Origin of the sequence: Izhakiella australiensis (assembly GCF_002006995.1) — a bacterium.
Lineage (GTDB): Bacteria > Pseudomonadota > Gammaproteobacteria > Enterobacterales > Enterobacteriaceae > Izhakiella > Izhakiella australiensis.
Genome location: NZ_MRUL01000022.1, coordinates 32,549 through 54,999 on the forward strand (window position 1 = coordinate 32,549; position 22,451 = coordinate 54,999).

A 22,451-nucleotide genomic window follows, 5' to 3' on the forward strand; every position below is an offset into this window, starting at 1 on the left:
ATCCTGAAAAAGGGCGCGCATCAGCGCGCCCTGTAACAGGAGACCTTATTTCGTAAACTGAGAAAGGTTATCTTTATCAACGGCTACGTAAGGAATACGGACGATTTTGTTTTCAAGTTTAAAATCAGTGCCGTCGGTAGCTGCTTTGCCATCTGCCAGGTTTTTCGCCATCAGCAGCGTGGCTTTCGCCTGGTTTTTCGCATCGTTCAGTACCGTACCAGCCATGTTGCCGGCTTTGATCTGTGCCAGAGCTTCAGGCAGGGCATCAACACCGAATACCGGGATTGACTTTTTGTTATGCGCTTTCAGCGCTTCGATCGCGCCCATTGCCATCGCATCGTTGTTAGAAATCACCACTTCAATTTTGTTGGCATTCGGGCCGGACAGCCAGGCGTCGGTTTTATCTTTAGCCTGAGCGGTATCCCACATGGCGGTATCCATTGCCAGCTGCTTGGTTTTAATACCGTCTTTGTTCAGCGTTTCGATAACATATTTGGTGCGCGCTTCAGCATCCGGGTGGCCAGGTTCGCCTTTCAGCAGTACGAACTGAATCACGCCATCTTTGTTCAGATCCCAGGCTGGCGTAGCTTTCCAATGTTTCTCAATCAGCTGGCCCTGAATAACGCCAGACTCTTTAGAATCGGTACCAACATAATAAGCTTTGTCATAGCTGGCCAGCGCTTTTGCATTTGGCTCTTTGTTGAAGAAAACCACCGGAATATCAGCCGATTTCGCTTTGCTGATCACCACGCCAGCTGCCGCCGGGTCCACCAGGTTAATTGCCAGCGCCTTCACGCCTTTAGCAATCAACACATCAATCTGGTCGTTCTGTTTGGACTGATCGTTCTGCGAGTCATTCATCAGCAGCGCGACGCCGCCGGTATCCTTCGCGTCTTTCTCGATATCTTTGCGGACCATCGACATAAAGTTATCATCGTATTTGTAGATGGTTACGCCAATTTTAGTATCCGCTGCGTGTGCCGCTGCGCCAAACATCATGCTCGCCACCAGGGCAGTGAGGGTGAAAACCTTCTTCTTCATGGTATCTCCGGTTTTTGCAGGGTCTTTCTCAGCGTCGGCCGGATGTTAACCTCCGGGCTGACGTTCAGATCCTTTATTTTGCTTCGTATGCGGCGAGGGCATTGTTAGTCATAACGTTGCGCAAAGCCGACGGATTGTTAAACAAAACCAGACTTCCATGTACAATAACGTTTCCAGAATGCTGTGTTACGAAATGCTTCGCAGAGTTGCTACATCGCAGCCTATCGGCAATCTACCGAGTTACATAATGTTTCAACCCCTGCAGGACGCTGCCATCATAGATAAGGCGATGTTAATTAACTGTGAATCCACTCACAGATTGAAAACGGTTACATCGCTAAATCGCTTGGGTTAGTGACCGGGGCCACACTTTGCCGCGGTGCAACGGAATGACGCCGTACCAGGGTTGGCATAAAGCCATGTTCCGCCTGCGGATCAAGCTCGCCGGCAGCGCCTTTAATCGCCAGCTCTGTGGCAATTTTTGCCATAGAAACAACGGGATAGCGCACTGTCGTTAATTGTGGGTCGGTATAGCGTGAAATAGGAATATCGTCAAAACCGATCACCGATACCTGCTGCGGTACGGCAATGCCGTTATCTTTTAACGCGGTCAGCGCGCCGGCCGCCATGCTGTCGTTATAGGCAAATACCGCGGTCAAATGCAGATTGCGGCTTAGCAGCTCAACCATTGCGGCCTCACCGCCTTGTAAATCAGGTTCGCCGTTGGCAACCCAGCTTTCAGGCGGCGCCTTGCCCTGCTCTTTCAGCGCCTGGCGCCAGCCCGTGCGCCGCTGCTCAGCATCTTCAATGCCATGTACAGAGTTCAGATAGCCAATCCGCTGATGCCCTTGCTGCTGTAGCATCCGCGTCGCCATCAAGGCGCCGCTGACGTTATCCAGAAACACGCAGCGATGGGCATATCCCGGCAGCAGGCGGTTCACCAGCACCATGCCCGGAATCTGCGCCATAAAATCAGCAAGTTCGGCATCACACAGCGCTTTTGCATGAACAATCAACGCGTTACAACGCTGGCGGATTAGCACCTCAATGGCATGGCGCTCTTTCTCGGCCTGATGGTAGGAATTGTTAATAAGCACATGTTTATTAAGGCGTTGGGCGACAGTATCAACCGCTTTAACCAGCGCGCCAAAGAAAGGATCGGAAACATCCATCACCACGACGCCGATGGTATCGCTTACCTGCGAGGCCAGCGCCTGAGCGTTAGCGTTTGGCCGGTAACCCATGGAGTCCACTGCGCGCATCACCGCTTCGCGGGTTTCCTGCGACACGACGTTACTCTGATTGAGCACCCTGGAAACCGTTGCCACGGACACCCCTGCTGCACGGGCAACATCGCGTATTGTGATCATATAACATCACCTGAAAAAGCGTTCTTCAGCATAGCTGCACCTGAAACCAAGGATAACTGGCGGCTATTCTGTCAGCAGATTCAACTCAACAGCGTGAATCAGGTCACACTGATGAAAGCGGTTACATACAATTCGTTAACCTTTGTGATGCCGGTCATTAATCTGGCTTCATCGAGCCGACAGTGCGTCGGGTCAGGGTTCGCCACAGGTTTTCCAGCGGTCCCTGACGAAAATGCCGCAGCCAGAAATGGGAAAACAGCAGGTTAACCAACCAGATGGCAGGCACCAGACATAGCAGCTGAATGCGGTCGAGTTTCATAAACAGACCGAAGGTATTAAATAGCGTGGTGCAAATCAGGGTTTGCAGCAGATAATTACTCAGCGCCATGCGTCCGACCTGAGAGATCAGTCGCGTCAGGCGATATTGCGACCAGCGCGGCCAGCAAGCAAACACCAGCGCCGCATAGCCAACTGCCTGAAGCGGCGCGCTTAATTCCCGCGGAAGCTGCAGGAAAAAAGCCGTCCAGCGAAAATCCCAGCCAGTGCGCCACTGTAAGAGGATGCCGATCAGATCGATCAGGCCGCCAGTAACGATAAATATCCAGGCGATACGCCGATAATGAGCCGGGCTGAACTGGCCTTGTAACCAGCCGCTGCGCATTAGCGCTGCGCCGATTAGCATTAAACCGGCAAGCTGCCAGCCATACTGAGCGCCGAGCGCAAGCAGGCCGTCGCCCAATGCGTCCAGTCGGCTATCAATTGCCGCCATACCGCCTTGCAGATGCCAGTATGTTTCATACTGCACATCGGCGGCGCCCGGCAGCCAGCTATTACCCGGCGCTGAATGGCTGATAAACCCGAATAGCAGCAGCATTAAGCTGCCGGTCAGATAGAGCAGAATGCCGGTACGCAGCAGCATACCGTTTGAATGCGCATCGCGGATCATGCGCCAGCTGATGAGTCCCATCAGGCCATAATCAAGCAGAATATCGCCCTGCCAGAAAAATACCGCATGGATAAATCCCAGCAGTACCAGCAGCGTCAGGCGCGCCTGAATCCATCTTTTGCCGCGCGGTAGTAGCATCACCAACCCGGCACCAAACAGCAGCGCAAACAGCGAGAGAAATTTTAGTTGTGCCAGCAAATCCATCAGCGCCCAGCTGAGCGCATCGGCAAAGGAAACGCTGCCAGACCAGGCAGGGTTAAGGTAAGCCGCACGCGGCAGACCAAAAGAGACGATATTAAGCAGCAAAATTCCCATCACCGCGCAGCCGCGGATAAAATCAATGGCCATATTGCGTTGCATGGTGATCCCTTCAAGGACGAATGGCTACGCCCTTCAGATGCCCTTAGCTATGACGAACCGCGCGCAGAAACTCCTGGCGGGTATTCTGGCTCGATTTAAACAGGCCGCCCAGCGAGGTGGTGGTGGTCGCGCTGGTGGCATCGCGAATGCCGCGCGCTTTAACGCAATAGTGTACCGCGTCGATTGATACCGCGACATTGTTGGTGCCAAGCAGCGTCTGCAGAGCCACCAGAATTTGCTGGGTCAGACGCTCCTGCACCTGCGGACGCTGGGCGAAAAACTGCACGATTCGGTTGATTTTCGACAGGCCGATGACCTTATCTTTCGGAATATAAGCCACCGTGGCCTTACCGTCGATGATCACAAAATGGTGTTCACAGGTGCTGGTCAGCGTGATATCGCGCACCGTCACCATTTCATCAACCTTCATCTTGTTTTCGATCAGGGTGATTTTCGGAAAATTAGCGTAATCCAGGCCGGAAAATACTTCGTTAACGTACATTTTCGCAATGCGATGGGGCGTTTCCGCCAGACTGTCATCTTCAAGATCGAGATTGAGCAGCTGCATAATTTCAGTCATGTGGCCCGCAATCAGCGCCTTGCGCGTGTCATCATCCAGTTGACGGACCGGCGTACGCAACGGGGTTTCCAGGCCACGGGTTACCAGAGCATCATGAACAAGCCTGGCTTCCTGACTTAACGTCGTCATAAAGGGTATTTCTCCAGCAGGGACTCGCGCCGGGAATATCCCGGCTTACATTCTGATGGCTATTCTGGAACACATCACGGCTGCGATCCAGTGAAACAGATTTAAACCGCCATGAAATGGTTTCATTTGCCGTCGCGTCGCGCAGGCCACACCAACATGCCCGCCACGATCAGCGTAACGCCAGCTACGTACAGCGCAGGCTCCAGGCGGTGAGTCAGTAACGTCGATAGCGCTGATAGCATCGGCCCCACCAGCTGACCAACGGCATACCCGGTGGTTAACAGTCCTGCCAGATAGCGGGTATGCAGCGGCGCCAGCTCGCGGCCAACCTGTAGCGAAAGCTGTACCACGCAGAGGAAGCCGCCGCCCACCAGTACCGCGCCGAGGATCAGGCCGTCGATACCGGATAATATTTCCGGACAAAATACCCCCAACGCCTGCGCCCAAAGCGCCAGCGCCAATCGCCGGTTAGTGGTTGAAAGATGGCGGGTAATGATGCCAAGCACAATCCCCAGTACCGCCGCGCCGCCGAATACCGGCCAGACGTATTGGGCAAATAAACTGTGGGGAAAGCGCGATGCCGCCATCTGCGAGAGAAAAGTGGCGGGTAAGATATAGCCAAAGCCGGCGAGGCTGTAACTCCACACCAGCCGTTTTAATTCCGGCGTCAGCTTCAGCGGCGCAGGCGCGCTTTCCGGCCGGTGCAATTCCCCTTTGCCAGGCAGATTATGGCTGATGCTAAGCGCCAACAGCAGCGCCAGTATGCCGTAGGCACACCATGCCCAACCGGCGTTAACCTGCCAGTGATGCAGCAACACCGCCAGGATACCGCTAAGAAAGATGCCGGTTCCTGGTCCGGCAAATACCGCCGCGCTCAGTCCCGGACGCCGGGCTTTAATCAGTTGCTCATTACTCCAGGCGGCAACCAGCACCATCGCCCAGCCGCTTGCCCAGCCAATAACAAAGCGGATAAGGCTATGCAGCAGCGGACCACCGGCCAGCGCCGAGAGCAACGTCAACAGCACTGCCCCCCACAGGCCAGCCTTAAGACGCCCCTCAACCCAGCGCGTGGCGCGCATTGCGTTCCATGAACCACACAGATACCCCAGGTAGTTAAGTGCCGCCACCAGCGCCGCGCTGGTAAGCGTTAGCTGATGCTGATTAATCATTAAGGGTACCTGCGGCGTAAAAGCAAAACGGCCGATCCCCATTGCCACCACCAGGGTGAGAAACGCGCTGATTGCTACCCGCAGTGCCATATTCACTCCTCGACTACAATGTTGTAAGACTTTTTTATTGTTTGCCGTTTTCGGCTTGCGACCATCATCTAACAAAGATATGCTCACACAAAGTGAATAATTCTAAGCAACTTAATCACGATAAAAGAACACATGGATCTGATACAACTACGTATGTTCTGTACGGTCGCGGAGACCGGCTCGCTGGCGCGAGCTGCACAAGCGCTGCATCGCGTCCCGTCTAATCTGACAACGCGCCTGCGCCAGCTGGAGCAGGAGCTTGGCGCCGACTTATTTATCCGTGAAAAGCAGCGCATCAGGCTATCGCCGGTTGGCTATAATTTCCTTAACTATGCCCGGCGCATTCTGGCGTTAAGCGATGAAGCGCTGAATATGGCCCATAGCGGCGATCCCAGCGGCCAGTTTGCCCTCGGCTCGATGGAGAGTACCGCCGCCACCCGCCTTCCCACGCTCCTTGCGACCTATCATCAGCGCTACCCGCAAGTAAACCTGTCGTTAATTACCGGGACGTCTGAAGAAATTACCGAACGGGTACGGGTCGGTACCCTGGCCGCAGCGCTGGTTCACGGCCCGGTGGACGCTGATGAACTTCACAGCTGCGTGGCGTTCAATGAGGAGCTGGTACTGATCTCCTGTGCCGGCTTTCCTGATATTAAAAGCCCTGCCGGTGCGGCGAATCAGACGCTATTTTCCTTTCGTCAGGGCTGCTCTTACCGCAAACAGCTGGAAAACTGGTTTAAACACGCCAATGTACAGCATGGCACGATAATGGAAATACATTCCTATCACGCGCTGCTGGCCTGCGTCGCCAGCGGGGCCGGACTGGCAATTATTCCCGCCAGCGTATTACAGCAATTGCCCGGCAGCGAACGGGTAAAAACGCACCCGCTGCCTGAGGAGATCCGCCAGGGCATTACCTGGCTTATCTGGCGCCGTGAAGCTTTCACCCCCAATGTAAAGGCGCTGAAGTTTCTGATTATCGAGCTTTTTGACCAGCAAACCGCAGAAGAAGCCGACGAGTCTTTCGTCGACCTCAGCTAGTTTATTGTCGTCACTGACCACCGCAATACGAATACTGGAGAAGAGAGATGGAAATGATCAAAACCCGCGCCGCCGTCGCCTGGGCGGCGGGCGAGCCGCTAAAAATTGAAGAAGTTGACCTGATGCCACCGCAAAAAGGCGAAGTGCTGGTGCGCATCGTAGCAACCGGCGTTTGCCATACTGACGCCTACACGCTATCGGGTAAAGATCCTGAAGGCGTTTTCCCGGCGATTCTCGGCCATGAAGGCGGCGGGGTTGTCGAAGCGGTCGGAGAAGGCGTTACCAGCGTTGAGGTCGGCGATCATGTTATTCCGCTGTATACGCCGGAATGCGGTAAATGTAAGTTCTGTTTATCCGGTAAAACCAATCTCTGCCAGGCGATCCGCACCACCCAGGGCAAAGGGTTAATGCCGGATGGCACTACGCGCTTTTTTAAAGACGGCAAGCCCATTTTCCATTATATGGGCACCTCGACCTTCTCGGAATATACCGTTGTGCCCGAAATCTCACTGGCAAAAATCAGTAAAGAAGCGCCGCTGGAAGAGGTTTGCCTGCTGGGCTGCGGGGTCACTACCGGCATGGGCGCGGTTATCAATACCGCCAAAGTTAAGCCGGGCGATACCGTGGCGATCTTCGGACTCGGCGGCATCGGCCTGTCGGCGATAATCGGCGCGAAAATGGCCAAGGCCGGGCGTATTATCGGTATCGATATTAATACCAGTAAATTCGATCTGGCACGTAAGCTCGGTGCCACCGACCTGATTAACCCAAAAGATTACGACAAGCCGATTCAGGAGGTTATCGTTGAACTGACCGACGGCGGCGTCGATTTTTCTTTCGAATGTATCGGCAACGTCAACGTGATGCGCTCCGCGCTGGAGTGCTGCCATAAAGGCTGGGGTGAGTCGGTCATTATCGGCGTTGCCGGTTCAGGTGAAGAGATTGCCACCCGCCCTTTCCAGCTGGTTACCGGACGCGTCTGGCGCGGCTCCGCCTTTGGCGGCGTAAAAGGCCGCAGCCAGCTGCCTGGCATCGTGCAGGATTATCTCGACGGTAAGTTCGCCCTGAACGATTTTATTACGCATAACCTGACGTTGGACGAGATTAATCAGGCATTTGAGCTGATGCATGAAGGGAAATCTATTCGCACCGTGATCCATTACAGATAATCAGGAGCAATCATGAGCACCCTGGAATTACTGGAAGATCACCGTCTGTTTGGCGGCTGGCAGCAGCGCTATCGCCACTATTCTGCCAGCCTGAACTGTCCGATGACTTTCAGTATCTTTCTGCCGGAACCGCGCGGCGCCAAGCCGCCACCGGCGCTTTATTGTCTGGCGGGCCTGACCTGTACAGATGAGAACTTCAGTAGCAAAAGCGGCGCTCAGCGCGTCGCCCAGCAGCTGGGTATCCTGCTGGTAATGCCGGATACCAGCCCGCGCGGCGAGGGGATTGTTGACGATGAAGGTTACGATCTCGGTCAGGGCGCAGGGTTTTATCTTAATGCGACCCAGGCTCCCTGGAACGCACATTTCAGGATGTATGATTACATTCAGTCCGAGCTGCCGCAGCTGATCCGGGATAATTTTGGCGTCGGTGAGCGCCAGGCGATTATGGGGCATTCGATGGGCGGCCACGGAGCGTTAATGCTGGCGTTGCGTAATCCAGGCCAGTTCACGTCGGCTTCAGCCTTTGCGCCTATCGTTAACCCTTGCGAAGTCCCCTGGGGCCAAAAAGCATTCCGGGCCTATCTGGGAGAGGATGAAACGCAATGGTATCAGTATGACAGCTGTAACCTGCTGCTGCGGGCTGAACATCAGCTGCCAATACTGATCGATCAGGGCGACAGCGATCAGTTTCTCGCTGATCAGCTACAGCCGGAGCGACTGGAAGCTATCGCCAGTGAAAAGAATTTTCCACTGACTCTGCGCGTTCAGCCCGGTTACGACCACAGCTATTTCTTTATCAGCAGCGTAGTGGAAGACCACCTGCGCTTTCACGCGCAATATCTGTTTGACTGAAACGGCGCCCGCTGCCAGGCGCTGGTTCACGCTATCGCGCAGACGTCAGCCCAGCCGTCACGGCGCGATAGCGACATAAACGCCCCGGCTGGCAATCAGCCGGGGCGTTCAACCAGCCCATCGATAAACACCTGTGGTATTCCCCGACTACAGCATTCAATCCGGCTGTTAACGCCGTAGGTGCGTGCAAGATTTTTCGCAGTGATAACCTGCCCGGGTTCGCCGCTATCGATCAGCTCGCCGTTGAGCAGCATCAGCACGTGCTCACCGTGGCGCAGGGCGATATTGATATCGTGCACCACCACCACGGTAACGATATTACGCTGGCGGGTTTCGCGCGTAACCAGGTCCATGACGTGAAACTGATAATTCAGATCCAGCGCGCTTAGCGGTTCATCCAGCAGCAATAATTCTGGCCGGCGAATTAATGACTGCGCCAGCCCCACCAGCTGCTTCTGCCCGCCGGATAACTGGTCCAGGTAGCTCAGCGCCAGATGAGCAATGCCCAGTTGTTCAAGCAGCGCCATCACTTCGGCTTCTGCAGCGCTGCTCGCCTTACCCGCCGAGGCCTGGCGGGCAACCAGAACCGACTCCAGCACGTGCAAATGTACCCCGGCTGGCAGCGACTGCGGTAAATAAACCACGCGCTCGCTGCGACGGGCAAAAGACTGCGCCTGCAGCTCCTCGCCGTTTAGCCACAGCTGCCCCTGCGCGCGATTCAGTCCGGCCAGCGCGCGCAGCAGGGTCGATTTTCCACAGCCATTTGGTCCCAGCAGAACGGTGATTTTGCCACGCGGCAGCGCAGGCACCGTCAGGTTGTCGATTACCTGACGCTTTGCATAGCCGGTGCTGAAATTGCAAACCCTGAGCCCCTGGGTCATATGCTTGCCCTGTAACGCAAAATAATAGCCAGAAAGAAAGGAATACCTATCAGCGAGGTGACGATGCCCACCGGCATAATCACGCCGGGAAGCAGGTTTTTTGCCGCCACCGATGCCAGTGAAAGCACCAGTGCGCCAGTCAGCGCGCTGGCAGGCAAGTAATAGCGGTGGTCTTCGCCAAACAGCAGGCGAGCAATATGGGGAGCAACCAGGCCAATAAAGCCGACCGGGCCGACAAAGGCCACCGCCAGCGCCGACAGGATACTGATGCGCAGTAAAGTCCCCAGTCGCAGCCGGCGCACGTTTATGCCAAAGCTGGCAGCGCGATCCTCACCGAGGCGCAGCGCGGTAAGCTTCCAGGCATTAAGCATGCTCCACGGCATCAGAATGGCCAGCGCCATGGCCAGCACCGCCAGCTTTTGCCACGACGCCCGCGCCAGGCTGCCCATGGTCCAGAACACCAGGCCTTGCAGGGTGTCTTCATTTGCAATGAACTGCATCATTGAGACCAGCGCATTAAAGGTAAAAACCAGCGCAATGCCGAACAGCACCACCCCGGCGGTCGCCACTCGCGTCCAGCGGGTTACGGCATCGAGCATCACGGCGGCAAGCAGAGCAAATAAAAAGGCGTTGACTGAAATAACCCAGCGATCGGGTATACCAGGAAGCGTAATACCCGCAACGATAGCCAGCGCGGCGCCGAAGGCCGCCGCGGAAGACACGCCCAGGGTAAAGGGGCTGGCGAGCGGATTATTCAGAATGGTTTGCATCTCGGCACCTGCCAGCCCCAGCGCCATACCTACCACAACCGCCATTAACGCGTAGGGCAGACGAATATCCCACACGATCAGCCTGGCGCTGGGATCGGCCTGCGCCGGATTAAACAGCGTATCGGCCAGAGCGTGAAACGTCAGTCCCGCAGGGCCAAGGATGAAATCCAGCGCCATCGAAGCCAGGATCGCCAGCAACAAAAGCAGCATCAGGCCAAGACGTCGACGCAACAATTGATGATAGCGGCTGATTTCGTCAGTTGAGGTTCCGGTTTGCAGCAGCGCGGCAGATGGCCTGAAGCCCATGGTTCATTCGCCTGTAATTAACTGAACGCCGGGGTTTCCGGACGCCAGGGAAATCTGATTATATTCACCTGGCTTGTCATACGGACAGCGGCCAGCAAAATAGTGCCGGCGGATAGTATCACCCGGACAGCGGTGTCGCTGCCAGATTATCAGGACGGTAATTGTAAAAGTTAGCGCGGACAGGTAACGATAAAAAAAGCATCCATCAGGATGCTTTTCAACGCATGCAATCAGCTTTTTTTACTGATGCCGGGAAATTCCATTTCGCTGTACTTAATAAAGTGTGTTTTGCGTACCAGCTTGTAGCCGAACCATATCACCAGAAACAGTGGAATGCCGATGTAGGTTGCAGCCACTCCGTACCAGTCGATGCGCTCCTGAAGAAACGCCTCATAGTTCTGACCAAGGGTGATGGCTAAACACAACACAAAGGCAAAGACAGGCCCCAGCGGAAAGAGAGACGAACGGTATGGCAGAGCGGCCAGATCGTGGCCCTGTGCCACATAGCCGTTACGGAAGCGGTAATGGCTGATAGCAATCCCCAACCAGGCAATGAAGCCCGTCATGCCGGAGGTATTTAACAGCCAGAGGTAAACGGTCTGATTGCCAAACATTGAGCTAAAAAAGCACAGCCCGGCGACCACTGTTGTGGCATACAACGCGTTGCGTGGCACGCCCCCCGCCGACAGCCGGGCAAAGATGCGCGGCGCTTTTCCTTCCTTCGCCAGGGTATAGAGCATACGCGTGGAGGCATACATGCCGGAGTTACCCGCCGACAGCACGGCGGTCAGGATAACCGCATTCATCACCGCTGCGGCGGACAGCAATCCGGCATGGCGGAATACCAGGGTGAACGGACTGACGCTGATATCTTTCACATCGTTGCGCAGCAGACTGGGGTCGGTATACGGAATGATCAGGCTGATAATCAGAATGGCGAAAATATAAAACAGCAAAATGCGCCAGAATACCTGGCGAACCGCACGGGGAATATTTTTCGCCGGATCTTCAGACTCACCGGCCGCGATGCCGATCAGTTCGGTTCCCTGAAAAGAGAAACCAACGATCATCGCCACGCCGATCATGGAAGCGAAACCACCGACAAAGGGGGCGTCGCCGACCTGCCAGTTATGCCAGCCTGCGTTTTCAGCGCCGTGTAAAATACCCCAAATCATCAGCGTGCCGACCACGATAAAGATCACCACCGTGGCGACTTTAATCAGAGAAAACCAGTATTCGGCTTCGCCGAAACCTTTCACCGAAATGTAGTTCAGCAGGAACATCAAACCGAGAAACAGCGCACTCCAGATCCAACCAGGACTATCCGGAAACCAGTAGCTCATCACCAGCTGTGAAGCAACCAAATCCACCGCAATCGTCACCGCCCAGTTGTACCAGTAGTTCCAGCCCAGCGCGAAGCCAAAGCCCTCTTCCACATACATTGCGCCATAGGTGGAAAACGAACCGGATACCGGCATAAATGCCGCAAGTTCGCCGAGGCTGGTCATCAGGCAATAGACCATCAGTCCAATCAGCGCGTAAGACAGTAAGGCACCACCCGGACCTGCCTGCGAAATGGTTGCCCCGGAGGCGACAAATAAGCCCGTGCCGATAGATCCGCCAATGGCGATCATGGTCAGATGGCGGGCTTTAAGTTCGCGACGTAACGTTGTCGATTCTGTTGTATTTGTATTTTCAACCATATAAAAACGCTGTTCAAAGTAAAAAATAGGGCGCGATTGTATCAAAGCGCCCCGGCTGGCATAGCACTAACACCGGGTTATTAGATAGCTTCATGATCGGCAAACAGTTATAAGATCTTTGCGTGGCAAAAAGCGGCTTATGCTTCAGGAGTGTAGCTGAGAAAACGCTCCAGCGCCGTCGACAGGTGCTTCTGCCGGTGGTGGATGCGATACAAGGTGCGCTTGAGCTGCGTCAGCGGCGCCGGCAACGGAATCTCAACCAGCGTGCCGCTTGCCAGCTGTTCCGCAATAACACGGCGTGACAAACAGCTAATCCCCATCCCGTGCCGGACGGCGTGCTTAATCGCCTCTGAATTGCCCAGCTCCATCGCCATCTGAAACTGCGGCAGATGCGAGAGCAGCAGATAATCAACAATTTCGCGCGTGCCGGAGCCTTTCTCCCGCAAAATCCAGGGGGCAGTCGCCAGCGAGGCTAAGGTTGCCGGCTCCCGCAATAACGGCGACTCCGGCGCGGCAAACACCACCAGCACATCCTCAAGCCAGGGTTGGGAAATCAGCTCTGGCATGTGGCAGGGGCCTTCAATCAGACCAATATCAACGCGGAAATCGACGACCGCGTTGATCACGTCCTGACTATTACCGACGCTCAGCTCAAGGGGCAGATTAGGATGCTCACGGCGATATTCCGCCAGCATCGCTGGCAATATGTAATTGCCGATGGTGCTGCTGGCATACAGCCGCAGCGCTCCCTGATCTTCACGGAAAAGTTGCTCTATTTCGCTGGTTTGCTCCAGCAGCGCCACCGCCCGCGGGTACAGCAAGCGGCCATATTCATTAATCACCAGCCGCTTACCGACACGGTCGAAAAGCTGCACCCCGAGCTGCCCTTCAAGGTCGGCAAGCGCCGCGCTAACCGCTGACTGGGAAAGTGAGAGCATTTGAGAAGCCTGGGTAGTGGAGCTGCTTTTCAGCACCTCGCAAAAGACTTCCAGCTGGCGCAACGTGATATGCATATGTCCTGATTCCCGCCTCAGTAGCATTGAAGAGTCGGCTGTGGCCCGCAGCCGCACGGGGATCCCCCCTGCGCCATCTGGCTTACACCATGCTTAACAAGATATTCCGATTGGTTATAACTATATAATCAATTTTTCTTTTAAACCAGCACAGCGCATTATCGCCCTGATAACAGAGGAGATAAGCGATGGCAGATATCAGCCTGACCAGACATCATCGTGGCGTGGGGCATTTTATTCCCGGCCTGATAGTAACCGCATTAATCGCCGCAGTGGCTATCTGGCTCGGCAGGCAACCGTCAGTGGCCAGCTTAGGGCTTGGCGCGCTGACGCTGGCGATTATCGCTGGCATCATCGCAGGCAATACGTTCTACCCTTCCCTGCACAAACATTGTGATGGCGGCGTGTTGTTCTCTAAGCAGATATTACTGCGCGCCGGTATTATTCTTTATGGTTTCCGCCTGACCTTCCAGCAGATCCTTGATGTCGGCGCCAGCGGCATTCTGATTGATATCCTCACCCTGAGCAGCACTTTTTTTCTGGCCTGCTGGCTGGGGCGGCGTTTACTTGGGCTGGATCGGGAAACCGCCTGGCTGATTGGTGCAGGCAGCAGCATCTGCGGCGCGGCAGCGGTGCTGGCTACCGAGCCGGTCATTAAAGCCGAATCGTCAAAGGTGGCCGTGGCGGTGGCCACGGTGGTCATTTTCGGCACCATCGGCATTTTTCTCTATCCGCTGATGTGGCGCGAATTTGCTCACCTGATACCGGCCATGAACGCGGCGCAATACGGCATTTACACCGGTTCGACCATGCATGAAGTCGCTCAGGTGGTCGCTGCCGGCCACGCCGTCAGCCCCGAGACGGAAAATACCGCGGTCATTGCAAAAATGCTGCGAGTAATGATGCTGGCGCCCTTTTTAGTGCTGCTGGGTATGTGGGTCAGACGCAGCGCGCCGGTGAGCGCAGGAGATAAGCAGCGCATTACCTTCCCCTGGTTTGCCCTGATTTTTGTGCTGGTAGCGCTGTTCAACTCATTTCATCTGCTGGCGCCGGCGCTGATTAAAAACATCGACAAAGTCGATGACCTGCTGCTGGCAATGGCAATGGCCGCGTTGGGACTGACCACGCATATCAGCCAGCTGCGTAAGGCCGGTCTGCGCCCGCTGCTGCTGGGGCTGATGCTGTTTATCTGGCTGATTGTCGGCGGCGGCGCGATTAACCTGCTGATAATGCATTTGTTGCACTAAGTTCTTCAGTTATGATGGCGGTTTACTTGCTAAACGGCCAGCAACAGGAGAACAGGCATGAAATATATTGGCGCCCACGTCAGTGCCGCAGGCGGCGTAGATCAGGCGGTCATTCGCGCACATGAGCTGGAAGCAACCGCCTTCGCCCTGTTCACAAAGAATCAGCGCCAGTGGCGCGCCGCGCCTTTAAGTGATGAAAGCATCAGCGCCTTTCGCGCGGCGTGCGAGAAATACCATTTTACCAGCGCCCAGATACTTCCCCACGACAGCTATCTGATAAATCTTGGCCACCCCGTCAGCGAGGCGCTGGAAAAATCACGCGAGGCTTTTCTTGATGAAATGCAGCGCTGCCAGCAGCTGGGTCTGAGCCTGCTTAACTTTCATCCCGGCAGCCATCTGCATCAGATAGCTGAAGAAGACTGTCTCAAGCGCATCGCCGAATCAATCAATATCGTGCTGGATAAAACCCAGGGCGTGACCGCAGTTATTGAAAATACCGCCGGCCAGGGCAGCAATCTGGGCTTTGATTTCCAGCATCTGGCGACCATCATCGAGCACGTCGAAGATAAATCTCGCGTCGGCGTCTGCATTGATACCTGCCACGCCTTCGCTGCCGGCTATGATTTACGCAGCGAAGATGCCTGTGCGGCAACCTTCGCCGCCTTTGAAGAACAGGTTGGCTTTAACTACCTGCGCGGCATGCACCTGAACGATGCCAAAAGCGCCTTTGACAGCCGGGTCGATCGCCATGACAGCCTCGGGGTGGGTAATATAGGCGAAGCGGCGTTCAGCTGGATAATGAAAGATGCGCGCTTTGACGGTATTCCGTTAATTCTGGAAACCGTTAATCCGGACATCTGGAAAGATGAGATTGCCTGGCTAAAAGGTCAGCAGCAAAACTGATCAATGGCGCCTTCAGCGCGCTGGCAACGTGGAGGTTTCGCCGTATCGTCCAGGCATCAGCAAGCGGAGACTCCCTGACGAGAGCCTCCGCTGATTAGCTTACTGCCCCTGCACGGCGGCGGGCGCCACCGCCGCTTCAGCTTCCGGGCGCTTAAGCAGCGCATATCCCAGCCCCGCCACCAGCGTGCCGACAATAATCGAAATCAGGTAGCCAACCACAGGCGTTATTGCGCCGGGAATAAGCAGTACGAACAGGCCGCCATGGGGCGCCATCAGCCGGGCGCCGACGTACATAGAGATAGCGCCGGTTATCGCGCCGCCAAGGATACAGCACGGCAGAACCCGCATCGGATCGCGCGCGGCAAACGGAATAGCGCCTTCAGTAATAAAGCACAGCCCCAGCACCAGGGACGCTTTGCCGCCCTCCTGCTGATTCTTATTAAATTTACTGCGTACGATCAGCGTTGCCAGTCCCATCGCCAGCGGCGGCACCATGCCTGCGGCCATAATCGCGGCCATCGGGCCATAGGTATGTGAACTCAGCAGACCAACGCCAAAGGCATAGGCAACTTTGTTAACCGGACCGCCCATATCGGTACACATCATGCCACCAAGAACGGCGCCCAGTAATACCGCATTGGCCGTCCCCATATCCGCCAGCCAATGGGTCAAACCGGTCATGATCCCAGCGACGGGCTTGCCCACCACGTAAATCATCAGCATCCCGGTAATTAGACTGGCTACCAGCGGAATAATCAGTATGGGCTTCAGCGCCTCCATACTCTGCGGCAGTTTAAGCTTGCTGCTGAGTAATTTCGCCGTGTAGCCGGCAATAAAACCGGCAATAATGCCGCCGAGGAAACCCGCGTTTATGGTGGTAGCCAGCAGGCCGCCAATCAGGCCAGGGGTTAAGCCGGGGCGATCGGCGATGGAAAATGCGATAAACCCGGCAAGCACCGGCACCATCAGCTTGAAGGCGCTATTGCCGCCGATTTCCATTAGCGCAGCCGCCAGCGTGCCGGGCTTTTCAAAAGCGGTAATACCGAAAGCAAACGACAGCGCGATGCAAAGCCCGCCGGCAACCACCATCGGCAGCATGTAAGATACGCCGGTCAGCAGGTGGCGGTAAGGGCCGGATTTTTGCGTTTTTTCTCCGCCCTGATTCGCGCCCGCGCCACCCTGAGCCTGCCAGGGCGTTGCTTCACGCTGCGCTGAATCAAACACCTGCGCCGTTTTTTTCAGCGCCATACCGGTACTGGTACGATACATCGGTTTACCGGAAAACTTTTCCAGATCGACTTCAATATCCGCCGCGACGATCACCAAATCCGCCTGAGCTACCTCTTCCGGCGTAATAGCATTACCAGCGCCAACCGAGCCCCGGGTTTCTACTTTGTACCACCAGCCGCGCTTTTTCGCTTCTGTTTCAATCGCTTCAGCGGCCATAAAGGTATGCGCGACCCCGGTAGGACAGGCGGTCACGGCCACCACGCGTTTTACCGCGCTGCTGCTGGCGGCAACCGCTGCAGGTGGTTGCCAGGGCTTCGCCTCCTGCTGCGCCTTCGCCAGCTCGGCTTGAGGCTGGCGCAGCAATTTTTCCACGTCGACCAGGTAAAGCGGTTTCCCTTCCAGCCCCGCAAGATCGGGGACTTGCTTGCCAACCACGATCACCTGTTGTGCTTCACTGACCTCTTCCGTCAGCGCTATGCCTGCTTGTGCGGCTGCGCCGCTGGCAAGCTGTTTAGCCAGGTAGCCTGTGGCCTGGCCCAATTGAGAATCAAGTATCAGCAGCGTTTTCATCATATCTCTCCTGCTGTCAGTTAACGGGTTTCAGCTCAACGCGCGCCATCATTGCGGCTAGCTGAGGACGGTCGGTGATGCCGACATTGCTCTGACTGACGGCCAGCGCGGCCACCGCCGTCGCAAGACGCAGCGTGTGTTCACTGGATTCGCGCATTAACAAGCCATAAATCAGACCGCCGACCATTGAGTCGCCAGCGCCGACGGTGCTAACCACTTCGCAGACCGGTGGCTTAGCGATCCATTCACCGGAAGCGTTAACCCACAGCGCGCCTTCCGCGCCGAGTGATATCACCACGTGGGCAATGCCTTGTTCGCGCAGCTGATGCGCGGCGTCGATGACATCGTGCAGCGTCGGCAGCTTGCGCCCCGCCCATGCTTCCAGCTCTCGACGATTAGGTTTCACTAACCACGGCGCCGCTTTCAGACCGGCGACCAGCGCTTCGCGGCTGCTGTCGAAAATGATGCACGGACAATGTGACCGCAGCTGCGTCATCCAGTGAGTGAACGCATCGGGGCTGACGCCGGCAGGCAGGCTGCCGCTGACGCACACCATATCGAACTGACCAAGCCAGCCCAGCGAATCGCTGGTAAAGCGATCCCAATCCTGTGCGCTGACATCAAAACCAGAAAAGTTAAGGTCGGTCACCTCGCCATCTTTTTCGGTCAGCTTGACGTTGATGCGAGTGCGGCCAGCGACGACCTGAAAGCGGTTAGCAATGCCTAACTCGCTAAATAGCTGCTGAAATCCGTCCTGATTTTCCCGCCCGAGGAATCCGCCGACGGTGACATCAATACCTAAGTCTTTTAATACCTTTGCAACGTTTATTCCCTTGCCTGCGGCGTGCAGCCCGGTGGTTTTCACCAGGTTGACTTCTCCACGCTCAATGTCGGCACAGTAGCCCACCAGGTCATAGGCGGGATTGAGGGTAATTGTGGCTACGCGTCTGCTCATGCTGCTCCCTCGCCGAGGCCATTATTGATTGCTTCTTCAATCGCGCTCAGTGCCTGACGGGCATCATCGCCGCTGGCGCTGAAGCGTAAGCGGTGCCCTTTTTTCACGCCAAGTGCGACAACTTTCATCAGGCTGCGTCCGTTAGCCGGTTTGCCACTGCCATCCAGATTGGTAACGGTGACCTCACAATTAAACTGTTTGATAACGCTTACCAGCGCGGTGCCGGGACGGGCGTGTAAGCCATGTTCATTGCGAATGATAAAATCGGCAGTCAGCGCCTGCTGATGCTGGCCCGCGCTGCCGGTGAGCAGCGCCAGCATCTCTGCCGCATCCGCCTGCAACAGCTGATCGCCCTGCTGTTGCATCAGCAGTTCACTCAGATGGTTCAGCACTTTCAGCGGCGCATCGTCGGTAACGGCAACGGTAATCAGCAGCGCGGCTTTTTCGCCATCGACCTCGAATGGGGCGGCTGCGCGGCTGATTGCCACTGCACTGCTCACATTCCCGCTGACGCTGTCATTAAGCCAAATTCCCTGTCCGAGGTTAAGCGGCGTACTGCCAACAGCCTGGCTGATAAACGTGGCGTCTACGGCGCCGGCCTTTTGCAGGCGGCCGGCATTCAGCGCTTGCAGAGTGATTAAGTCATCGGCAGCGACTTCCGTTGCGATCAGCGATGCATCGAAGCGGAATTCCGTCGGCTGCTTTTCACCCATCAGCAGCGCCCGTAACTCTTCAGCAGAGTCCGTTTTACGTAACTGCTCCGCGACGCTTTCATCGCTCAGTACGTGGGTTAACTGGCGTAAAAGCGCCAGATGCTCATCGGATTTCGCCGCGATGCCAATAACGATAAACGCGTTCTGCTGCCCGCCCCACTCAATGCCCTGTGGGAACTGAAAAACCTGTACTCCGGTTTTTAGCACTTTGTCACGGGTGTCCGTCGTGCCATGAGGGATGGCGATGCCGTTACCCAGATACGTTGAGGTTTGCTGTTCACGTGCCAGCATACCGTCGATATAGCCTTCAGCCACATTGCCTGCGCTAACCAACGCATCGGCAACCTGCTGAATAGCCTGCTCTTTATTACTGGCTGCGGCAGCAATGTGAACCGCGCTGAGATCAAGCTGGAACATAGTTCTCCTCTCCACCATGTTTGAATCGTTTCAGCCAAAAGGCCGGATTAACGCGCTTCCTGACGTAGTACAACAAAGCGAAAGCAGAGCTGAAACGTTTCAATGAATTTGTTATGAATCGCCGCTGATAGCAAGTTTTACTGGAAACTGGATGAGAAATATTTGATGGCACGCACAGTTCTAAGGCGCGAGAGCCGGAAAATAGCCGCCGTGATGCAAGCAAGCTGACGCGCTGCTGAAGCGCTGACGCCCGGTGAAGAAAAAAGCTGAAACCCCTTACAGCTGCAGCTGGACAAATAGTGCGATATGACGGCGGCAGATAAATTTAACGCCGCTCAGCGCTGTTAATTAACGACAGCCGTAGTAAAATTCCGCCGTCCTTTTTTTCGCTGAAGTTATAACTATGTTTACGCCTGGCGTACTGATACGCCGTTTACCTAATCTGCAAGCCAGCGCTTTTTTGCTGGTGGCTTTTTTTTCGGGTGTTGCCGGCGCACTGCAAACCCCAACGTTGAGTCTCTATCTTTCCGGTGAAATTCATGCCAGCCCGATGCTGGTAGGACTATTTTTTACCGTTAATGCCCTGGCAGGCATTGTCGTCAGCCAACTTCTCGCCACCTTTTCCGATCGCCGCGGCGACCGTAAAACCCTCATTTTGCAATGCTGTGTCCTCGGCGCGGCAGGCGCCCTGCTGTTCGCCTGGAGCCACAGCTATTTGCTGCTGATTATTGTGGGAACCTTGCTGGCAGGTTTCGGCACCACCGCCAACCCGCAAATGTTTGCGCTGGCGCGTGAGCATGCCGATAAAACTGGTCGTGAGGCGGCGATGTTCAGCTCGGTGATGCGGGCGCAGATCTCGCTGGCCTGGGTTATCGGTCCGCCACTCGCCTTTGCGCTGGCAGTCGGCTTTGGTTTTAAAGCCATGTATACCTGCGCAGCGGTCGCCTTCGCCGCCTGTGCCCTGCTGGTGCATTTTTTACTGCCGACGATGCGCAAAACGCAGGCCGTCACTATTGATAAACTCCAGGCGCCGCGGCGAAACCGGCGCGACACACTGCTGCTTTTTGTTGCCTGTACCCTGATGTGGTGCGCCAATAGCTGCTATCTGATAACCATGCCGTTATACATCGTCCATGAACTGCAGCTGAATGAAAAACTGGCGGGTGAAATGATCGGTCTCGCAGCCGGGCTGGAAATTCCGGTGATGCTGATAGCCGGTTACTACGCCGCCCGCTTCAGCAAGCGCCGTCTGCTGCGCATCAGCGCAGCGTCAGCAGTACTGTTCTATGCCGGCACCTTATTTATCACCTCACCGGGAATGCTGCTGGCGCTGCAGTTTTTTAACGCACTGTTTATCGGCCTGGTGGCGGCAACCGGCATGCTGTACTTCCAGGATTTAATGCCGGGTCAGGCCGGCGCCGCAACGACCTTATTTACCAATACCAGCCGCGTTGGCTGGCTGGTTGCCGGATTGATTTCCGGCGGCGCCGCTCAGCTGTGGGGCTATCATAGCGTTTTCCTGCTGACACTGGCGATGGCGGCGGTCACGCTGGGCTGCCTGTGGTCTATCCGCAATCCCTGATCAGGGCGCGGTGCATCGCTCAAGCGCAATCAGCCAGGTCATCGCCTGCTGGCGATTTTCGCCACACATCTCCCGCGCAGGCTGCAGGCTGGCGCAGACTTTGGGTCGCAGCGGCGACGTGAAAATGCGACAGCGCTGCTGGTCGTCGAGCTGAACGCAGGGGGTATTGGCGGGCTTACCCGCAGGCATCCCGGGAATCGGTGAAGATATGGAAGGAGCGGTACAGCAAGCACCGCAGTCAGGTCGACATTCCATCGCTAGCCTCCGTCAGGATACTGACAATAATAGTAGTAAGCATTAATGAAGAACCGCCAGCAGCAACCTGCGCAATAATTTTCCTCTGCGCTTTGTTTCGCTTGCCTGATGTTAAGGGCGCGGGTAACCTGGCACTGACCAATTCGATGGAGAGTTGCCAGATGGCAAAAGCAAACGAAATTAAAAAAGGTATGGCGATAAGCTACAACGGCAAGCTACTGCTGGTGAAAGATATCGACATACAAAGCCCCAGCGCGCGCGGCGCGGCAACCCTTTATAAAATGCGCTTTACTGACGTGCGTACCGGCCTGAAGGTCGAAGAGCGTTTCAAAGGCGATGATATCCTCGATACCATTTTACTCAGCCGCCGGGCGGTCACTTTCTCATATATAGACGGTGATGAATATGTGTTTATGGATGACGAAGATTACACCCCCTACCACTTTAAAAAACAGCAGATCGAAGACGAACTGCTGTTTATTCCTGAAGGCGGTATTCCGGGCATCCAGGTTTTAACTATGGACGGGCAGATACTGGCGCTGGAGCTGCCGCAAACGGTGGACATGGAAATTACTGACACCTCTCCGGGCATTAAGGGTGCCTCGGCCAGCGCGCGCACCAAACCGGCAAGTATGAGTACCGGGTTGGTGGTTCAGGTGCCGGAATACCTTAGCAACGGCGATAAAATTCGCATTCATATTCCTGAGCGTCGCTATATGGGACGTGCCGACTGACGGCTTGAGTTGCAAACGAATAATGTTATAAGATAACAAAAAGCGGTAATGCAACTTACCGCTTTTTTTATACCAGGATTAATTATAGCTAACGACCATGACCCCCAGGTTGTGCTCTGGGTTAAGCCAGGTGGTTTCTACCTTACCGATTTCCGCGGGAATTGTTTTATTGGCTGCAGCAACGGTTGTGCTGCGAACCACCATTTTACCATCACGCATGCAGCGACTGGAAATGTGGCTGTCGGTATTACTGAATTCGCAAACAGATTCAACGATTGAACCCGTGAAGTGAATGACACCCTGGCCTATTTCACGCGAGTCGGCTAAAACCACGTTTGAGGCAAGTAGGTTGAGTGAGCAAAACAGCATGCTTTTTGCTATGAGCTTCATGATCGGTTCCTCATCAGGCTACGGATCGGTTATCG

At 55.4% G+C, this 22,451-nt stretch carries 21 protein-coding genes; 7 read left to right on the forward strand and 14 right to left on the reverse strand.

Annotation, left to right across the window (positions count from 1 at the left end; genetic code table 11):
• Positions 1-45 precede the first annotated feature (45 nt).
• The 5 genes from mglB to BTJ39_RS20835 all read right to left on the reverse strand — a co-directional run bounded on the left by mglB (position 46) and on the right by BTJ39_RS20835 (position 5,685).
• Positions 46-1,041 (reverse strand): galactose/glucose ABC transporter substrate-binding protein MglB, encoded by a 996-nt coding sequence (mglB, locus tag BTJ39_RS20815; protein WP_078004643.1) that lies wholly within the window; start codon positions 1,039-1,041, stop codon positions 46-48.
• A gap of 329 nt (positions 1,042-1,370) precedes the next feature.
• Positions 1,371-2,411: an HTH-type transcriptional regulator GalS gene (gene galS, locus BTJ39_RS20820; protein ID WP_078004644.1), complete on the reverse strand. Its 1,041-nt coding sequence runs from the start codon at positions 2,409-2,411 to the stop codon at positions 1,371-1,373.
• A 157-nt stretch (positions 2,412-2,568) separates the two neighbouring features.
• Entirely contained in the window at positions 2,569-3,717 is a 1,149-nt protein-coding gene (yeiB, locus tag BTJ39_RS20825; protein ID WP_078004645.1) for a DUF418 domain-containing protein YeiB, read from the reverse strand.
• A 43-nt stretch (positions 3,718-3,760) separates the two neighbouring features.
• Positions 3,761-4,426, reverse strand: a complete 666-nt coding sequence (gene folE, locus BTJ39_RS20830; RefSeq protein WP_078004646.1) for a GTP cyclohydrolase I FolE — start codon at positions 4,424-4,426, stop codon at positions 3,761-3,763.
• 122 nt (positions 4,427-4,548) lie between these two features.
• On the reverse strand, positions 4,549-5,685 hold the full coding sequence (locus tag BTJ39_RS20835; protein ID WP_078004647.1) for a YbfB/YjiJ family MFS transporter: 1,137 nt from the start codon (positions 5,683-5,685) through the stop codon (positions 4,549-4,551).
• A gap of 132 nt (positions 5,686-5,817) precedes the next feature.
• On the opposite strand from BTJ39_RS20835, the gene ptrR reads away from it, so the two are divergent.
• Genes ptrR through fghA form a run of 3 tightly spaced genes read left to right on the forward strand, consistent with a single transcriptional unit; the run spans position 5,818 to position 8,747 of the window.
• A complete protein-coding gene (ptrR, locus tag BTJ39_RS20840; protein ID WP_078004648.1) occupies positions 5,818-6,726 on the forward strand; it encodes a putrescine utilization regulator PtrR in 909 nt (302 codons plus the stop codon).
• Between the two features lie 47 nt (positions 6,727-6,773).
• The gene (locus BTJ39_RS20845) at positions 6,774-7,895 is read left to right on the forward strand and encodes an S-(hydroxymethyl)glutathione dehydrogenase/class III alcohol dehydrogenase (RefSeq protein WP_078004649.1); all 1,122 of its coding nucleotides are present in this window, start codon (positions 6,774-6,776) and stop codon (positions 7,893-7,895) included.
• 9 nt (positions 7,896-7,904) lie between these two features.
• Positions 7,905-8,747, forward strand: a complete 843-nt coding sequence (fghA, locus tag BTJ39_RS20850) for an S-formylglutathione hydrolase (RefSeq protein ID WP_078004650.1) — start codon at positions 7,905-7,907, stop codon at positions 8,745-8,747.
• Between the two features lie 95 nt (positions 8,748-8,842).
• Here the strand turns inward: fghA and BTJ39_RS20855 are convergent, their stop codons facing one another.
• From BTJ39_RS20855 to yieE, 4 genes are all read right to left on the reverse strand, one after another.
• Positions 8,843-9,628: an ABC transporter ATP-binding protein gene (locus tag BTJ39_RS20855; protein ID WP_078004651.1), complete on the reverse strand. Its 786-nt coding sequence runs from the start codon at positions 9,626-9,628 to the stop codon at positions 8,843-8,845.
• A complete protein-coding gene (locus tag BTJ39_RS20860) occupies positions 9,625-10,704 on the reverse strand; it encodes a FecCD family ABC transporter permease (RefSeq protein ID WP_078004652.1) in 1,080 nt (359 codons plus the stop codon). The genes BTJ39_RS20855 and BTJ39_RS20860 overlap by 4 nt, the downstream gene beginning before the upstream one ends.
• A gap of 230 nt (positions 10,705-10,934) precedes the next feature.
• Positions 10,935-12,407 carry an amino acid permease gene (locus BTJ39_RS20865; RefSeq protein WP_078004673.1) on the reverse strand — a complete coding sequence of 491 codons (1,473 nt, stop codon included), beginning with the start codon at positions 12,405-12,407 and terminating at the stop codon, positions 10,935-10,937.
• Positions 12,408-12,544: 137 nt separating this feature from the next.
• The gene (gene yieE, locus BTJ39_RS20870) at positions 12,545-13,420 is read right to left on the reverse strand and encodes a DNA-binding transcriptional regulator YeiE (RefSeq protein WP_078004653.1); all 876 of its coding nucleotides are present in this window, start codon (positions 13,418-13,420) and stop codon (positions 12,545-12,547) included.
• Between the two features lie 188 nt (positions 13,421-13,608).
• Here yieE and BTJ39_RS20875 point away from each other — a divergent pair, with 188 nt between their 5' ends.
• Both BTJ39_RS20875 and nfo read left to right on the forward strand, forming a co-directional pair.
• Positions 13,609-14,667, forward strand: coding sequence for a YeiH family putative sulfate export transporter (locus BTJ39_RS20875; protein WP_078004654.1), 1,059 nt, complete (start codon positions 13,609-13,611; stop codon positions 14,665-14,667).
• A 57-nt stretch (positions 14,668-14,724) separates the two neighbouring features.
• A complete protein-coding gene (gene nfo / locus BTJ39_RS20880) occupies positions 14,725-15,570 on the forward strand; it encodes a deoxyribonuclease IV (RefSeq protein WP_078004655.1) in 846 nt (281 codons plus the stop codon).
• Positions 15,571-15,669: 99 nt separating this feature from the next.
• On the opposite strand, the gene fruA is transcribed toward nfo, so the two are convergent.
• From fruA to fruB, 3 genes are read right to left on the reverse strand one after another with little or no spacing between them, the layout of a single operon-like run.
• Positions 15,670-17,370: a PTS fructose transporter subunit IIBC gene (gene fruA, locus BTJ39_RS20885; protein WP_078004656.1), complete on the reverse strand. Its 1,701-nt coding sequence runs from the start codon at positions 17,368-17,370 to the stop codon at positions 15,670-15,672.
• 16 nt (positions 17,371-17,386) lie between these two features.
• Complete coding sequence (gene fruK, locus BTJ39_RS20890) at positions 17,387-18,325, reverse strand: 1-phosphofructokinase (RefSeq protein ID WP_078004657.1); 939 nt, start codon at positions 18,323-18,325, stop codon at positions 17,387-17,389.
• A complete protein-coding gene (fruB, locus tag BTJ39_RS20895; RefSeq protein ID WP_078004658.1) occupies positions 18,322-19,455 on the reverse strand; it encodes a fused PTS fructose transporter subunit IIA/HPr protein in 1,134 nt (377 codons plus the stop codon). The genes fruK and fruB overlap by 4 nt, the downstream gene beginning before the upstream one ends.
• A 403-nt stretch (positions 19,456-19,858) precedes the next feature.
• Here fruB and BTJ39_RS20900 point away from each other — a divergent pair, with 403 nt between their 5' ends.
• Complete coding sequence (locus BTJ39_RS20900) at positions 19,859-21,037, forward strand: MFS transporter (protein WP_078004659.1); 1,179 nt, start codon at positions 19,859-19,861, stop codon at positions 21,035-21,037.
• Here the strand turns inward: BTJ39_RS20900 and BTJ39_RS20905 are convergent, their stop codons facing one another.
• Positions 21,038-21,292 (reverse strand): YkgJ family cysteine cluster protein, encoded by a 255-nt coding sequence (locus BTJ39_RS20905; RefSeq protein WP_078004660.1) that lies wholly within the window; start codon positions 21,290-21,292, stop codon positions 21,038-21,040.
• Between the two features lie 161 nt (positions 21,293-21,453).
• On the opposite strand from BTJ39_RS20905, the gene yeiP reads away from it, so the two are divergent.
• Entirely contained in the window at positions 21,454-22,026 is a 573-nt protein-coding gene (yeiP, locus tag BTJ39_RS20910; RefSeq protein WP_078004661.1) for an elongation factor P-like protein YeiP, read from the forward strand.
• Positions 22,027-22,104: 78 nt separating this feature from the next.
• Here yeiP and BTJ39_RS20915 read toward each other — a convergent pair whose 3' ends face one another.
• On the reverse strand, positions 22,105-22,416 hold the full coding sequence (locus BTJ39_RS20915) for a hypothetical protein (protein ID WP_139356392.1): 312 nt from the start codon (positions 22,414-22,416) through the stop codon (positions 22,105-22,107).
• Positions 22,417-22,451 lie beyond the last annotated feature (35 nt).

Bases quoted from the DNA above. Each gene is read 5' to 3' on its own strand.
- fruK (WP_078004657.1), bottom strand. From the start codon at position 18,325: ATGAGCAGACGCGTAGCCACAATTACCCTCAATCCCGCCTATGACCTG.
- BTJ39_RS20835 (WP_078004647.1), bottom strand. From the start codon at position 5,685: ATGGCACTGCGGGTAGCAATCAGCGCGTTTCTCACCCTGGTGGTGGCA.
- yeiB (WP_078004645.1), bottom strand. From the start codon at position 3,717: ATGCAACGCAATATGGCCATTGATTTTATCCGCGGCTGCGCGGTGATG.
- folE (WP_078004646.1), bottom strand. From the start codon at position 4,426: ATGACGACGTTAAGTCAGGAAGCCAGGCTTGTTCATGATGCTCTGGTA.
- yeiP (WP_078004661.1), top strand. From the start codon at position 21,454: ATGGCAAAAGCAAACGAAATTAAAAAAGGTATGGCGATAAGCTACAAC.
- fruA (WP_078004656.1), bottom strand. From the start codon at position 17,370: ATGAAAACGCTGCTGATACTTGATTCTCAATTGGGCCAGGCCACAGGC.
- BTJ39_RS20845 (WP_078004649.1), top strand. From the start codon at position 6,774: ATGGAAATGATCAAAACCCGCGCCGCCGTCGCCTGGGCGGCGGGCGAG.
- BTJ39_RS20875 (WP_078004654.1), top strand. From the start codon at position 13,609: ATGGCAGATATCAGCCTGACCAGACATCATCGTGGCGTGGGGCATTTT.
- BTJ39_RS20900 (WP_078004659.1), top strand. From the start codon at position 19,859: ATGTTTACGCCTGGCGTACTGATACGCCGTTTACCTAATCTGCAAGCC.
- ptrR (WP_078004648.1), top strand. From the start codon at position 5,818: ATGGATCTGATACAACTACGTATGTTCTGTACGGTCGCGGAGACCGGC.
- BTJ39_RS20860 (WP_078004652.1), bottom strand. From the start codon at position 10,704: ATGGGCTTCAGGCCATCTGCCGCGCTGCTGCAAACCGGAACCTCAACT.
- fruB (WP_078004658.1), bottom strand. From the start codon at position 19,455: ATGTTCCAGCTTGATCTCAGCGCGGTTCACATTGCTGCCGCAGCCAGT.
- BTJ39_RS20855 (WP_078004651.1), bottom strand. From the start codon at position 9,628: ATGACCCAGGGGCTCAGGGTTTGCAATTTCAGCACCGGCTATGCAAAG.
- BTJ39_RS20905 (WP_078004660.1), bottom strand. From the start codon at position 21,292: ATGGAATGTCGACCTGACTGCGGTGCTTGCTGTACCGCTCCTTCCATA.
- nfo (WP_078004655.1), top strand. From the start codon at position 14,725: ATGAAATATATTGGCGCCCACGTCAGTGCCGCAGGCGGCGTAGATCAG.
- galS (WP_078004644.1), bottom strand. From the start codon at position 2,411: ATGATCACAATACGCGATGTTGCCCGTGCAGCAGGGGTGTCCGTGGCA.
- BTJ39_RS20915 (WP_139356392.1), bottom strand. From the start codon at position 22,416: ATGAAGCTCATAGCAAAAAGCATGCTGTTTTGCTCACTCAACCTACTT.
- mglB (WP_078004643.1), bottom strand. From the start codon at position 1,041: ATGAAGAAGAAGGTTTTCACCCTCACTGCCCTGGTGGCGAGCATGATG.
- BTJ39_RS20865 (WP_078004673.1), bottom strand. From the start codon at position 12,407: ATGGTTGAAAATACAAATACAACAGAATCGACAACGTTACGTCGCGAA.
- yieE (WP_078004653.1), bottom strand. From the start codon at position 13,420: ATGCATATCACGTTGCGCCAGCTGGAAGTCTTTTGCGAGGTGCTGAAA.